The 14,210-nt window shown below is 68.4% G+C and carries 13 protein-coding genes; 3 read left to right on the forward strand and 10 right to left on the reverse strand.

Going from position 1 to position 14,210, the window contains the following annotated elements; all coding sequences use genetic code 11:
* The first annotated feature begins 1 nt into the window (after position 1).
* A complete protein-coding gene (locus tag QFZ29_RS10925; protein WP_306894136.1) occupies positions 2–1,036 on the forward strand; it encodes a penicillin acylase family protein in 1,035 nt (344 codons plus the stop codon).
* Positions 972–2,576, forward strand: coding sequence for a penicillin acylase family protein (locus QFZ29_RS10930; protein ID WP_306894137.1), 1,605 nt, complete (start codon positions 972–974; stop codon positions 2,574–2,576). Before QFZ29_RS10925 ends, QFZ29_RS10930 begins: the two co-directional genes overlap by 65 nt.
* Here QFZ29_RS10930 and QFZ29_RS10935 read toward each other — a convergent pair.
* The 5 genes from QFZ29_RS10935 to QFZ29_RS10955 all read right to left on the reverse strand — a co-directional run bounded on the left by QFZ29_RS10935 (position 2,558) and on the right by QFZ29_RS10955 (position 6,357).
* On the reverse strand, positions 2,558–3,871 hold the full coding sequence (locus tag QFZ29_RS10935; RefSeq protein WP_373426205.1) for a citrate synthase: 1,314 nt from the start codon (positions 3,869–3,871) through the stop codon (positions 2,558–2,560). The two genes, QFZ29_RS10930 and QFZ29_RS10935, sit on opposite strands and share 19 nt — an antisense overlap.
* A 158-nt stretch (positions 3,872–4,029) precedes the next feature.
* Positions 4,030–5,145 carry a succinyldiaminopimelate transaminase gene (gene dapC / locus QFZ29_RS10940; RefSeq protein ID WP_306894138.1) on the reverse strand — a complete coding sequence of 372 codons (1,116 nt, stop codon included), beginning with the start codon at positions 5,143–5,145 and terminating at the stop codon, positions 4,030–4,032.
* A 2-nt stretch (positions 5,146–5,147) separates the two neighbouring features.
* The gene (gene fdxA / locus QFZ29_RS10945; protein WP_129521917.1) at positions 5,148–5,468 is read right to left on the reverse strand and encodes a ferredoxin; all 321 of its coding nucleotides are present in this window, start codon (positions 5,466–5,468) and stop codon (positions 5,148–5,150) included.
* Positions 5,469–5,506: 38 nt separating this feature from the next.
* Entirely contained in the window at positions 5,507–5,869 is a 363-nt protein-coding gene (locus QFZ29_RS10950) for a histidinol dehydrogenase (RefSeq protein WP_306894139.1), read from the reverse strand.
* 44 nt (positions 5,870–5,913) lie between these two features.
* Entirely contained in the window at positions 5,914–6,357 is a 444-nt protein-coding gene (locus tag QFZ29_RS10955) for a hypothetical protein (protein ID WP_306894140.1), read from the reverse strand.
* A 150-nt stretch (positions 6,358–6,507) separates the two neighbouring features.
* Here QFZ29_RS10955 and QFZ29_RS10960 point away from each other — a divergent pair, with 150 nt between their 5' ends.
* On the forward strand, positions 6,508–7,329 hold the full coding sequence (locus tag QFZ29_RS10960; RefSeq protein WP_306894141.1) for an enoyl-CoA hydratase/isomerase family protein: 822 nt from the start codon (positions 6,508–6,510) through the stop codon (positions 7,327–7,329).
* Positions 7,330–7,370: 41 nt separating this feature from the next.
* On the opposite strand, the gene QFZ29_RS10965 is transcribed toward QFZ29_RS10960, so the two are convergent.
* From QFZ29_RS10965 to QFZ29_RS10985, 5 genes are all read right to left on the reverse strand, one after another.
* The gene (locus QFZ29_RS10965; protein WP_306894142.1) at positions 7,371–8,180 is read right to left on the reverse strand and encodes a M23 family metallopeptidase; all 810 of its coding nucleotides are present in this window, start codon (positions 8,178–8,180) and stop codon (positions 7,371–7,373) included.
* Positions 8,181–8,376: 196 nt separating this feature from the next.
* Positions 8,377–10,281 (reverse strand): translational GTPase TypA, encoded by a 1,905-nt coding sequence (typA, locus tag QFZ29_RS10970; protein ID WP_306894143.1) that lies wholly within the window; start codon positions 10,279–10,281, stop codon positions 8,377–8,379.
* 228 nt (positions 10,282–10,509) lie between these two features.
* Complete coding sequence (locus QFZ29_RS10975; RefSeq protein ID WP_306894144.1) at positions 10,510–12,279, reverse strand: dipeptide ABC transporter ATP-binding protein; 1,770 nt, start codon at positions 12,277–12,279, stop codon at positions 10,510–10,512.
* Positions 12,276–13,229 carry an ABC transporter permease gene (locus tag QFZ29_RS10980; RefSeq protein ID WP_306894145.1) on the reverse strand — a complete coding sequence of 318 codons (954 nt, stop codon included), beginning with the start codon at positions 13,227–13,229 and terminating at the stop codon, positions 12,276–12,278. The genes QFZ29_RS10975 and QFZ29_RS10980 overlap by 4 nt, the downstream gene beginning before the upstream one ends.
* Complete coding sequence (locus QFZ29_RS10985) at positions 13,219–14,148, reverse strand: ABC transporter permease (RefSeq protein WP_306894146.1); 930 nt, start codon at positions 14,146–14,148, stop codon at positions 13,219–13,221. Before QFZ29_RS10985 ends, QFZ29_RS10980 begins: the two co-directional genes overlap by 11 nt.
* Between the last annotated feature and the right edge of the window lie 62 nt (positions 14,149–14,210).

A 14,210-nucleotide genomic window follows, 5' to 3' on the forward strand; every position in this document is an offset into this window, starting at 1 on the left:
CGTGGGTACGGATGCACCGAGAACGCGCCGGCACGGGGGGTTCACGTTCCTGATCGGCCTGCTCGTCACCGTGCTCGTACTCGGTGTCGCGGGCGCCGGCCTCGGCTGGTGGACCGTGCAGCGCTCGTTCCCGACGACGAGCGGGCGCGTCGAGGCCCCGGGGCTCACGGCGGCCGTGACCGTGTACCGCGACGACGCCGGCATCCCGCAGCTCGTCGCCGAGACCGACCACGATCTCTTCTTCGCCCAGGGGTATGTGCACGCGCAAGACCGGTTCTGGGAGATGGACTTCCGCCGTCATGTCACCTCCGGCCGGCTCGCCGAGCTCTTCGGCGAGTCGCAAGTCGGCACCGACGCCTTCATCCGCACGCTCGACTGGCGCGGCGTGGCCGAGCAGGAGTACGAGATGCTCGACGAGCCGTCGCGTGCCCTCTACGACGCCTACGCCGAGGGGGTGAACGCCTACCTCGCCGAGCGCGACGGGGCCGGCCTCTCGCTCGAGTACGCGGTGCTCGGCCTGCAGAATCCCGGCTACGCCCCCGAGCCCTGGTCCCCCGCCGACTCGATCGCGTGGCTCAAGGCGATGGCCTGGGATCTTCGCTCCAACCTGGGCGACGAGATCGACCGGGCCCTCCTCGCCACAGTGCTGCCGCCCGAGGAGGTCGCCCGGCTGCACCCCGACTACGCATGGGACGCGAAGCCGACGATCCTCGACGGGCCGGTCGCCGCGCCGGCTGCAGCCGACATGCGGCCGCTCGAAGTGAAGCCGCCCGACGCGAGCGCGTCAGCCGACGCCGACGCCGACGGATACGCCCACGCGCTCGCCTCCCTGAGCGCGATGCTCGACGAGGTGCCGTCGCTCCTCGGCCCTGAGGGTTCCGACATCGGCTCCAACTCGTGGGTGATCTCGGGGCGCGCTCACGGAGTCCGGCCTGCCGCTGCTCGCCAACGACACGCACCTCGGGCCGGCGATGCCGTCGATCTGGGCGCAGATGGGGCTGCACTGCGGCGAGGTCAACGCCGAGTGCGCATATGACGTCTCGGGATTCACGTTCGCGGGGCTCCCCGGCGTGATCATCGGCCACAACGATCGCATCGCATGGGGCGTCTCGAACCTCGGGCCCGACGTCGCCGACCTCTACCTCGAACGCGTCGACGGCGACGCCTACGAGCTCGACGGCGCCATGGTGCCGCTCACCCTGCGGGAGGAGACCATCGAGGTCGCGGGCGGCGAGCCCGTCGAGATCACGGTGCGCTCCACGGCGCGCGGGCCGATCGTCACCGACATCGGCGCGGACTTCGAGCGCCTTGCGAACGACTACCCCGCGGCATCCGGCCAATCCGAGGGCGAATACGGGGTGTCGCTGCAGTGGACGGCACTCTCCGCGGGCAACACTCCCCAGGCGATTCTCGCACTCGATCGTGCTCGCGACTGGGACGGCTTCCGGGCCGCAGCCGCGCTCTTCGACGTGCCCGCCCAGAACCTCATCTACGCCGATGTCGACGGCAATATCGGCTACCAGGCCCCCGGCCGCATCCCGGTGCGCACGTCGGGCGACGGCACGGCGCCCCTCCACGGGTGGACGAGCGAGAACCGCTGGGCGGGAACGATCCCGTTCGAGGAGCTCCCGAGCGTGCTGAATCCGCCCAGCGGATACCTCGTCACCGCCAACAACCCGATCGTCGCGTCGGGCGAAGCCCTGCTCACCAAAGACTGGGACATGGGCTACCGCGCCGAGGCGATCGAACGGCTCCTCGGCGAACGCATCGCGGCCGGAGAGAAGCTGACCGCCGACTCGCTCGCCGAGATCCAGCTCGACACGAGCGACCCGAACGCCGCGGCGTTCCTGCCCGTGATCGCCTCACTCGAACTCAGTGGCGACGCGGCGCGTGGCGCCGAGCTCCTCGACGGCTGGGACGCCACGGCTGACGTCGACAGCGCCGAGGCGGCGTATTTCAGCGTCTTCTGGAAGACACTGCTCGACGAGATGTTCGGCGAGCTGCCCGACGGCACGCGACCGAAAGGCGGCGACCGATGGTTCTCCGTCGTCGGCACGCTGCTCGCGGAGCCCGACGCACGATGGTGGTCGAACGACGCAGAGGGAGTCGCCGGTCGCGACGCGATGATCGCACGAGCGCTCGAGCTCGCGTGGAGCGAGGCGGAGGCCCGCATGGGCGGCGACACCGACTCGTGGCGCTGGGGCCGCCTGCACACGCTCACCCTCACGAACGCGAGCTTCGGCGAGTCTGGCATCGCGCCGATCGAGTGGCTCTTCAACCGCGGGCCGTACGAGCTCGGCGGGGGCTCGTCGATCGTCAACGCGATCGGCTGGGACGCGAGCGTCGGCTACGGCGTGCACTGGGTGCCCTCGATGCGCATGGTCGTCGACCTCGGCGACCCGGATGCCTCACGCTGGGTGAACCTCACCGGGGCATCCGGCCACGCCTTCCATCCGAACTACGCCGACCAGGCGCCGCTCTGGCAGCGCGGTGAGACGCGGCCGTGGCCGTCGACGTTGGAGGCTGTTCAAGACGCCGCTCGCGACACCCTGCAGCTTCAGCGCGCCGAAGGGTAGTGCCGCTCGGGCTCGCCGACGTAGAGCTGCTGCGGGCGCCCGATCTTCGACTGCGGGTCGAGGTTCATCTCGCGCCAGTGCGCCATCCAGCCGGGCAGGCGCCCGATCGCGAACAGCACTGTGAACATGCGCGTCGGGAAGCCCATGGCCTTGTAGATGACGCCCGTGTAGAAGTCGACGTTCGGGTAGAGGCGACGCTCCTTGAAGTAGTCGTCTTCAAGGGCGAGTTGCTCGAGCTCCTTGGCGAGGTCGAGCAGCGGATCGCTCACGCCGAGCCCGTCGAGCACCTGGTCGGCCGACTCCTTGACGAGCTTCGCGCGCGGGTCGTAGTTCTTGTAGACGCGGTGCCCGAAGCCCATGAGCTTCACGCCGTCTTCCTTGTTCTTCACTCGCTCGACGAACTTCTGGACGCCCTCGCCCGAGTCGCGGATGCGGGCGAGCATCTGCAGCACCGCTTCGTTCGCACCGCCGTGCAGCGGGCCAGAGAGCGCATGGATGCCCGCGGAGATCGACGCGTAGAGGTTGGCCCCGGTCGATCCGACGAGGCGCACGGTGGAGGTCGATGCGTTCTGCTCGTGGTCCTCGTGGAGGATGAGCAGACGATCGAGTGCCTTCGAGAGCACCGGGTCGATCTCGTAGCGCTCGGCCATGTTGCCGAAGTTGAGCTTCAGGAAGTTGTCGACGAAGTTCAGTGAGTTGTCGGGGTAGAGGAAGGCCTGCCCGATGCTCTTCTTGTGCGCGTACGCCGCGATGACGGGCAGCTTCGCGAGCAGCCGCACGGTCGTGAGCTCGACGTGGTCGGGGTCGTGCGGGTCGGACGTGTCCTCGTAGTACGTGGACAGCGCCGAGACGGCGCTCGAGAGGGTCGACATGGGGTGCGCGGTGTGCGGCAGCGATGAGAAGAACCGCTTGAGGTCTTCGTGCAGCAGCGTGTGGTGCCGGATCTTCTCGTCGAACTCGCCGAGCTGGTCGGCGGTCGGCAGCTCGCCGTAGATGAGGAGCCACGCCACCTCGAGAAACGTCGAGTTCGCCGCGAGCTCCTCGATCGGATACCCGCGGTAGCGCAGGATCCCCTGCTCGCCGTCGATATACGTGATCGACGACCGCGTCGACGCGGTGTTCACGAAGCCGTAGTCGAGTGCGGTGAGGCCGGTCTGGCGCGTGAAGGTCGACAGGTCGAGGCTCGAATTTCCGTCGACCGCCGGGGTGATCGGGAACTCGGCCGTGCCGCCCGGGAAGGTGAGGGTGGCGGTACTGGGGATCTGCCCTGCCGCCTTGTTCACGACGTCGCTCACGGCGCCTCCTGTGATCGTCACTTCGGTCACCTGCTTTCCGGCCCGTCGCCGGTCGGCGACCGCGGCCCGGACTACAGCCTAGACGGGCTCGAGGCACACTGTGGCATCCGCCAAAGCATCACTGCTTCCGTTGGCGGTGATCACAGCCAGGGTGGATGTCACGCCGCGGGCGCAGCGCGCAGACGCCCTGCCGCGACCTCAACGCGCTCATCGCTCGCCGTGAGCGACAGCCGCACGTGCTCGGGAAAGTGCACGCCGTAGAAGTAGCCGGGGCCCGCCACGATGCCGAGATCCGCGAGCCGGGCGATCGAATCCCAGCCGTCGCGGCCCTCGGTGGCCCACAGGTAGAGGCCGCCTTCGCTGTGGTCGATGCGGAATCCGGCCGATTCGAGCGCCGGCCTCAGGCGATCGCGACGCGCACGATAGCGCTCCTTCTGCGCCGCGACGTGCTCGTCGTCGCCGAGGGCGGCGACCATGGCCGCCTGCAACGGTGCCGGCAGCATCAGGCCGGCATGCTTGCGCACGTTCGTGAGCCTGGCGATCGTGTCGCGGCATCCGGCCACGAACGCGCCGCGGTAGCCGGCCATGTTCGATTGCTTCGAGAGCGAGTAGATCGCAAGGGTGTGCACATCGTCGCCGTCGGTAACACGGGGGTCGAGGAGGCTCGGCACGGGCTCGGTCGCCCAGCGGCCGTCCCAGCCGAGCTCGGCGTAGCACTCGTCGCTCACGATCACGGCGCCGAGTTCGCGGGCCCGCGCCCTGGCCGCCCGGAGCTCGTCGACGTCGAGCACGCGGCCGTCGGGGTTGGCCGGGCTGTTCAGCCAGACGAGCCGCGTCGCAGCGGGCCAATCGGCCGGGTCGTCGGAGGCCATCGCCGTGGCTCCGGCGAGCACCGCCCCCATCTCATAGGTGGGGTATGCGGCTCGTGGGTGCACGACGACATCGCCCACGCCGAGGCCCAGCATGAACGGCAGCATCGCGACGAGCTCTTTCGAACCGATCGTGGGGAGCACGGATGCCTCGTCGAGGCCGGTGACCCCGCGGCGCCGCGCGAACCACTCGACGATGGCCCGCCGGAGCGCCGGGGTGCCGACGGTCTGCGGGTAGGCGTGCGCATCGGTCGCGGCCGCGAGCGCCTCGCGCACGACGTCGGGGGTGGGATCGACGGGCGAGCCGATCGAGAGGTCGACGACGCCGCCGGGGTGCGCCGCCGCGCGCTCGCGGTACGGCGCCATGAGGTCCCACGGGTAGTCGGGCAGCGCTCCCAGCGCCATGCTCAGTGGACCTGGGGCGGGAGGACGGCGATGACCGGGTGGTCCTTCGCGATCACGCCGACCTTCGCGGCGCCGCCGGGCGAGCCGATGTCGTCGAAGAACTCGACATTCGCCTTGTAGTAGTCGGCCCACATGTCGGGCAGGTCGTCTTCGTAGTAGATCGCCTCGACGGGGCACACGGGCTCGCAGGCGCCGCAGTCGACGCACTCGTCGGGGTGGATGTAGAGCGAGCGCTCACCTTCGTAGATGCAGTCGACGGGGCATTCGTCGATGCATGCACGGTCTTTCACGTCGACACACGGGAGGGCGATGACATAGGTCACGGTGGGTTCGCTGTCCCTTCGAAGGCTGGACCTCCAGTCTATGCGCCGGTGCGCCTGCTCGTCGGCAGCTTGGGCCACGCGACCACCAGTACCGCGATGAACGCGGGCGCGATCGACCACACCGTGCCGACGAGATCACCCGCCACGAGCACTGAGGCCCCCGACCCGGCGAACGTGAGCAGCGCCGTGACGCCGATCACTCCCGCGGCGGCCGCGGCCGCCGCCCCACGGCCACCCGCGACGAGGCGGATGCCGAGGAGGAGCCCGGTGACGCCCGCGAGTGCCACGACGAGACCCCACGGGATCGCGAGATCGCCGAGGCGCCAGTCGTTGCGGTGGCCGACGGTCGTGACGGCCCCGTAGACCACGCCGATGACGAACGCGACGATGAGGGCGGTCACACGACCCCCCGCGGTCGCCGGGACATGCCCCTCGGACACCGTCGTCACGGCTTCGCGGTGACCGTGTACGAGACGGTCTCTCCCTCGCCGGCGATGAAGACAAGGTACTCCGCGTTCGAGTAGACCACGGCGCCGGTGCCCCCAGCTGAGACGGACGTGTCTTCGGTGAAGCCGGCAGCCTGCAGTTCGGACACGGCCTCGGCGACCGGATCGGCCGTGGTCGACGTGATCACGACGACCCAGCCCTCGGCTCCGCCGGCGCCCGCCGCGACCGTGATGTCGCCATCGATGATCGGGACGCTCGTCGGGAAGTCCGCCGGCAGCTCGCCGAGGCTCACATCGCCGCCGGTGGCGCCCTCGATCGCCTCTTCGACGCCGCGGTTCACGAGATCGCCGGGGTTCGGGAAGCACCCGGTGAAGAGGGTGGCGGTGATGCCGGCGATCGCCACGGCGATGGCGGCGCGGCTCACGGTGTGCGATGTCGACATGGGGGCTCCTCGAGGTGGCGTGCTGTGACGGGGCCCGGGCGCTGCGGCATCCGTGTCTCCCCTCGGATTCTAGCGCCGGACCTCGGTGCGGGCCATGGCGTAGCGTGGACCCGGAGACGGCGGGCTGGCGCTCGGGGAGGAGTCGATTCGATGGCTGACGCGACGCAGGCGGTGCGCGAACCCGGCGATGCCGCAGAGGTGCGGCTCGAACGAGACGGCCATCTCGCGGTCGTGACGATCGATCGGCCGAAGGCGCTGAACGCCCTCTCGGCGTCGGTGCTCACGTCGCTCGGCGAGACGTTCGACGCCCTCGCTGCCGAAGGTCCTGCCGTGCGCGGCGTCATTCTCACCGGCGCTGGCGGGCGGGCCTTCGTGGCGGGCGCCGACATCGTGGCCCTGTCCGAGCTCACGCCCGAGCAGGGCGCCGAACTCGGCCGGCTCGGGCACCGTATCGCTGCCACGATCGAGTCGCTCGCGGCTCCCGTCATCGCCTGTGTCGACGGCTTCGCCCTCGGCGGCGGACTCGAGCTCGCGCTCGCGTGCGACCTCATCTATGCGACGGATGCCTCGAGCTTCGGCCAGCCCGAGGTCAAGCTCGGTCTCGTGCCGGGCTTCGGCGGTACCGTGCGGCTCCCCCGCGCCGTCGGCCTCGCTCTCGCGAAGGAGCTCATCTACACCGGTCGCCGCATCGATGCGGCCGAGGCTGTCGCCGCCGGGCTCGTGACCCGGAGCTTCCCCGACCGCGAGTCCCTCCTGGCCGGGGCGCGCACGACGCTCGAGCAGGTCGCCGAGAACTCCGCGTCCGCCGTGGCGATCGCCAAACGGGTGCTCGTCGCGGCATCCGGCACGCCGACCGAGACCGCAACGCAGCTCGAAGTTCGCGGATTCGAAGACGCGTTCCGCACCGACGACATGCGCGAAGGCGTCGCGGCGTTCATCGAGAAGCGGGAGCCGCGCTTCACCGGATCGTGATCGGGTGCCGATCGTGATCGGCACCCGATCGTGATCGGCGATCAGCCGATGTGCGCCTCGAGCCAGGCGAAGCCGTCGAACCGCACGCCGTCGCCGCCGAACATCTCGAGGTGCAGGTGCGGGCCGGTCGACTGGCCGGTCGTGCCGACGAGGCCGACCTGCTGGCCTGCGGTCACCTGCTGACCGACGGCGACCGCGAGCGAGCCGTACTGCATGTGCGCGTAGGAGCTCGTGACGAGCTCGCCGTCGATGTTGTGCTGCACCTCGACGTTCACGCCGAGCCCGCCGCCGTTCTCAGTCGCGAGCACCACGACACCGTCGGCGATGGACATCACAGGGGTGCCGTTGCCGGGGTTGAAGTCGACCCCGTCGTGCATCGTCGAGCAGCCGGCGCAGGGCGCGTCGCGCGGGCCGAAGCCCGAACTGCGGTTCTCGGGCGAGAGCACCGGCCACACGACGAGGTCGGATTCGACGATCGAGACACTGCCGACGTTCGCGACCTCGGAGAAGATGGGCGGCGGCGCTGCCTCGACGGCGTAGCCCTCAGCCGCGAGCAGCGGGGTCTCAGCCTCGCTGGCGACCTCGACGGTCTGCGGCGTGAGCGAGATGGTGTCGTCGATGGGGGCGTAGACGGAGGCGCGGGGCTCGGACTCTGTCGCGGTGATCGCGAGCGCAGGGAGGCTCGTGGCGATCATCATGCCGCCGACGAAGGTCATCGCGATGACCGACATGGCCGGGCGCACGGTGCGGGTCGTGCGGGCGGCGCGGGGGGTGCTGGGGGTGCGAGGGGTGCGGGTGCGGGTAGCGGGCGTATCGGCCGCGCGGCGGCCACGTGTGGGGGAAGGAGTCATCAGTTGGTTGCGTATCAGGTTTCGGGTTCGAGATCGTTATCGGTTTGAGACAATCTCAGCTACCGTAGCCCAGCTAATCTGGGAGGTTCCTCTGTGGCCCATGCGATTCGGCCGTGAGCGCTTGCGACCTGCGGGCACGAAATGCAGCGGCCCGACGGTCGAATGACCGCCGGGCCGCCGTGCAGGGAGCTGCGCGCTATGCCTGCTTCTTCAGGCGCGACGTCAGCCGCGCGCGCGCCGTCTGGTCGAGTTCGACCTTGCGGATGCGCACCATCTCGGGCGTGACCTCGACGCACTCGTCTTCACGGGCGAACTCGAGGCACTCCTCGAGCGAGAGCTGGCGTGAGGGCGTCATCGACTCGAACGTGTCGGAGGTGGACTGACGCATGTTCGTCAGCTTCTTCTCCTTGGTGATGTTCACGTCCATGTCGTCAGGGCGCGAGTTCTCACCGATGACCATGCCCTCGTAGACCTCTTCGGTGGGGTTCACGAAGAACGACATGCGCTCCTGCAGGGCGATGATCGCGAAGGGCGTGACGACGCCCTTGCGGTCGGCGACGATCGAGCCGTTGTTGCGCGTCGTGATCGTGCCGGCCCACGCGTCGTAGCCGTGCGAGATCGCGTTCGCTATGCCGGTGCCGCGCGTGATCGTGAGGAACTCGGTGCGGAACCCGATGAGGCCGCGGCTCGGCACGATGAACTCCATGCGCACCCAGCCGGTGCCGTGGTTCGACATGCCGTCCATGCGGCCCTTGCGGGAGGCGAGGAGCTGGGTGATCGCACCGAGGTACTCTTCGGGGGCATCGATCGTGAGGTGCTCGTAGGGCTCCTGGGTCTTGCCGTCGACGATGCGCGTGACCACCTGGGGCTTGCCCACCGTCAGCTCGAAGCCCTCGCGGCGCATCTGTTCGACGAGGATCGCGAGCGCGAGCTCGCCACGGCCCTGCACCTCCCAGGCGTCAGGACGACCGATGTCCAGCACCTTGAGCGACACGTTGCCGATGAGCTCCCGGTCGAGCCGGTCTTTCACCATGCGCGCCGTGAGCTTGTGGCCCTTCACCTTGCCGACGAGCGGCGAGGTGTTCGTGCCGATGGTCATCGAGATGGCGGGGTCGTCGACGTGGATCGCGGGCAGCGGGCGCACGTCGTCGGGATCGGCGAGCGTCTCGCCGATCGTGATGTCCTCGAAGCCCGCGACCGCGATGATGTCGCCGGGTCCTGCGGACTCGGCGGGGTGGCGCTCAAGGGCCTTCGTCTTCAGGAGCTCGGTGACGCGCACGTTCGAGTGCGAGCCGTCGTGGCGCACCCACGCGACCGTCTGGCCCTTCTTGATCGTGCCGTTGAAAACGCGCAGCAGCGCGAGCCGGCCGAGGAACGGGGATGCGTCAAGGTTCGTGACCCACGCCTGGAGCGGAGCCTCGTCGTCGTATGCGGGCGCCGGAATGTGCTTGAGGATGGCCTCGAAGAGCGGCTCGAGGTCGTCGTGGTCGGGCAGGCTGCCGTTCTCGGGCTTCGTCTCGGACGCACGGCCGGCCTTGCCGGAGGCGTAGACGATCGGCACGTCGAGGATCGCGTCGAGGTCGAGATCGGGCACGTCGTCGGCGAGATCGGACGCGAGGCCGAGCAGCAGGTCCTGGCTCTCGGCGACGACCTCGTCGATGCGCGCGTCGGGGCGATCGGTCTTGTTCACGAGCAGGATCACGGGCAGGCGCGACTCGAGCGCCTTGCGGAGCACGAAGCGAGTCTGCGGCAGCGGACCCTCACTGGCATCGACGAGGAGCACGACGCCGTCGACCATAGAGAGGCCGCGCTCGACCTCGCCGCCGAAGTCGGCGTGACCCGGGGTGTCGATGACATTGATGATGACCGGGCCGGAGGTCGCGTGCTCACCGGCGTACTCGATGGCGGTGTTCTTCGCGAGGATCGTGATGCCCTTCTCGCGCTCGAGCTCGTTGGAGTCCATCGCGCGCTCGTCGACGTGGGCGTGGTCGGCGAAGGAGTGGGTCTGCTTCAGCATGGCGTCGACGAGCGTCGTCTTGCCGTGGTCGACGTGGGCGACGATCGCGACGTTGCGCAGGTCGTTGCGGGTGGCGTTGGCCATGGTGTTTGGTCCTCAGTGATGCGGGTCGTCACGTGGCACCGTCGCGACCCGAAACGGGCGACACGGCGGCAGCGCGGAAGCGCTGGTGTGAAGGTCTGTGGGAACGCGCGACGCCGATCCGCGGCTCGCCGCCGTCCCAGCCTACCCTGCGGAGCACGGGTTCGGCTGGGAACGACGAACGCCCGGCATCCGTGTGAAACGGATGCCGGGCGCCGATGCGGTTCGAGGCTACGCGCCGAGCTCGATGCCCGCGCCGGGGATCGCCGCGAGCAGGTCGCGGGTGTACTGCTCCTGCGGGTTGTCGAACACCTCGTCGGTGGTCGCCGACTCGACGATCCTGCCCTGCTGCATCACGCAGACGTTGTCGGCGATGACGCGCACGACGGCGAGGTCGTGCGTGATGAAGAGGTAGGTGAGCCCCAGCTCGGCCTGCAGGTCGGCGAGCAGGCGCAGGATCTGCGCCTGGACGAGCACGTCGAGGGCGGAGACGGCCTCGTCGAGCACGACGATCTCGGGCTTCAGCGCGAGTGCACGTGCAATGGCGATGCGCTGGCGCTGTCCGCCGGAGAGCTCGTTCGGGTAGCGCCCGACGAGCGTGCGCGGCAGCGACACCTGGTCGAGCAGCTCGAACACGCGCGCACGACGCGACGCGTTCGTGCCGAACTTGTGAGTGGACAGCGGCTCGGAGATCGTGTTGCCGATGTTGCGCAACGGGTTCAGCGAGCCGTACGGGTCTTGGAAGACCGGCTGCATGCGGCTCCGGAGCTTGAAGAGCTCCTTGCCGGTGACGCTCGCCAGGTCGTGACCACCGACGACGATCTTGCCGCTGGTCGCCTCCTCGAGCTTCAGGAGCATCTTCGCCACGGTCGACTTGCCCGAACCGGATTCACCGACGAGCGCCATGGTGGTGCCCTTCGGGATCTGGAACGACACCTTGTCGACGGCCGTGAACTCGCCTGATCCGCGGATCTTGAAGACCTTCGTGAGATCTTCGACGATGATCGCGGGAGGAGCGGATGCGGCCTCCGCGAGCGCCTCGACACGTGCCTCGGCGGTCGCGATGAGGTCGATCGACTCACCCGCAGCGGTGGAGGCGTCGGCTTGCATCGACGACTCCGCCTCGGCGATGCTCGCGCTCGACTGGATGCGGCGCGAAGCGAGGCTCGGCGCCGCCGCGACGAGCCGCTGCGTGTACGGGTGCTGCGGGTTCTGCAGGATCTCGACGGAGGGACCGGACTCGACGACCCTGCCCTTGTACATGACGACGAGTTGCTCCGCCCGCTCGGCCGCGAGGCCGAGATCGTGCGTGATGAAGAGCAGCGTCGTACCGAGCTCTCGCGTCAGGGACTCGAGGTGATCGAGGATGACGCGCTGCACCGTGACGTCGAGCGCCGAGGTCGGCTCGTCGGCGATGAGGAGCTGCGGGTCGGCCGCGAGGCCCATGCCGATGAGCACGCGCTGCCGCATTCCGCCCGAGAACTGGTGCGGGAACTGGCGGAGCCGCCGATCGGCGTCGGCCAGGCCAGCTTGGTTCAGTACCTCGATGGCGCGCTTCTTGACCTCCTTGCGGCCCGTCGCGATGCCATTCGCCTTGATGGCCTCCTCGACCTGGAAGCCGATCGACCAGACCGGGTTGAGGTTGGACATCGGGTCTTGGGGCACGAAGCCGATCTTGCGACCGCGGACGGCCTCCATGTCCTTCTTCGACGCCTTCGTGAGGTCTTGACCGTCGAGCAGGATCTGGCCGCCCGAGATGTGACCCGTTCCGGGCAGGAGGTTGATGATGGCGTGCGCGGTCGTGGACTTGCCCGAACCCGACTCCCCCACGATCGCGAGGCTCTGCCCCCGATACAGGGTGATGTTGACACCGTCGACGGCCTTCACGATGCCGTCTTGAGTGTGGAATCCGACCTCGAGGTCTTTGATCTCGAGGAGCGGACGCTCGTCGGTGCTCGTCGTGGCCTGCTGCACGTCGGTTCCGTTCACGATTTCAGTCATCGCCGGGCCCTCGCCTTCGGGTCGAGCGCATCTCGGACGACTTCGCCGAGCATGATGAAGCTCAGCACGGTGACCGACAGCGCGAGGGAGGGCAGGATCAGCGTCTGGGGCGCGGTGCGCAAGTCGTTCTGCGCTGCGGAGATGTCGTTGCCCCACGACATCGTGGACGACGGGAGGCCGACACCGAGGAACGACAGCGTCGCCTCGGCGACGATCGCCGACGCGAGCGAGATCGTCGTGATGACGATGACGGGCGCGATCGAATTCGGCAGCACGTGCCGGAGCAGGATCCTGAAGCGGGAGACGCCGAGGGCCGTCGCGGCCATCACGAAGTCGGAGTTCTTCACCCGAAGGATCTCGGCTCTCAGCACACGTGCCGTGGCCGGCCACGCGAATGCTCCGATCGCGAGCGAGATCACCCACACGTTCGCGTACCGCGACAGGACCGACATGACGACGACGGCGGCGAGGATGTAGGGGATCGAGAAGAAGATGTCGCCGATGCGGGAGAGCACAGCATCGAGCCATCCGCCGTAGAACCCCGAGATGGCGCCGAACACGATTCCGAGGAACGCGATGAGGAACGTCACGATGAGGCCCACCGAGAGCGATGTGGACGTGCCGTGGATGATGCGCGAGTAGATGTCGCAGCCCTGCTTCGTGAACCCGAATGGGTGGCCGGCCGTCGGGCCGCCGTTGCTGTTCGAGAGCTGGCAGTCGTTGTTCGGCTGGACTTGCGTGAACCACCCCGGGAACAGGGCGACGATGACGACGAGCAGGATGAGGGCCGCCGAGATCCAGAACATGGGGCGCTTGCGCACGTCGGCCCAGGCATCTCGCCAGAGGTTGGAGGGCTTTCCGTCGGCCTTGACCGTGTCGATTGCGACGAGCGGCGTCTCTTCGATCGGAGCCACGAAGTGCTGCTGGTCGGGTCTGGTGTTACTTGGCATAACGGATCCTCGGGTCGAGAACGGCGTAGAACAGATCGATCAGCAGGTTCACCACGAGATAGATCAGCACCATGACGGTGACGAAGGCGACGACAGTGGGGTTCTCCCCGCGGATGATCGCCTGGTAGACGGTACGGCCGACGCCCGGAACGTTGAAGATGCCCTCGGTCACGACGGCACCGACCATGAGCACGCCGAAGTCGACGCCGAGGTAGGTGACGACCGGGATCAGCGAATTGCGCAGGATGTGCACCGGCACGATGCGGTTTCGAGAGAGGCCCTTGCTCGCGGCGGTGCGGACGAAGTCCTGGCTCTCGGTTTCGATGACCGACGCCCTCGTCAGTCGCACGATCTGCGCGAAGCTTCCGGTCGCGAGCACGATCGCCGGCAGCACGAGATCGGACCACGGGGCGCCGGAGCCCACGGTGGTCCTGAACCACTCCAGCTGGATGCCGAAGACGAACTGGCCCACGAAGCCAACGACGAAGATGGGCAGCGAGATGAAGATGAGGCTCACGACGAGCGCGCTCGCGTCGAAGATGCCGCCCTTGCGAAGACCCGAGACGAGGCCCGCGGCGATGCCGCCGACCATCAGGAAGATCGTGGAGAGAAACGCGAGGCGCAGCGTGACCGGGAAGGTCTGGGCGAGGATCTCGACGACCGGCTGCCCCGAGAAGGAGACGCCGAGGTCACCCCGGAAGATATTGCCGAGGAAGATGAAGTATTGGACGATGAACGGCTGGTCGAGGTTGTAGCGTTCGCGCAGCTGCTCGAGCACCGCCGGTGGCGGGGTCTTCTCGCCGAAGAGCCCGACGATCGGGTCGCCGGGCATGGCGAAGACCATGAAGTAGATCAGGAACGTGGTGCCGAGCAGTACGGGGATCGCCTGCAGGACTCGGCGCACGATGTAGCCGGCCATGGATCAGGCCTCGCTGTTCGTGGATGTTGACATATTGAAGGAAACCTCACGGTTGTGCGAGT

Source organism: Agromyces albus, from assembly GCF_030815405.1.
GTDB classification, from domain to species: domain Bacteria; phylum Actinomycetota; class Actinomycetes; order Actinomycetales; family Microbacteriaceae; genus Agromyces; species Agromyces albus_A.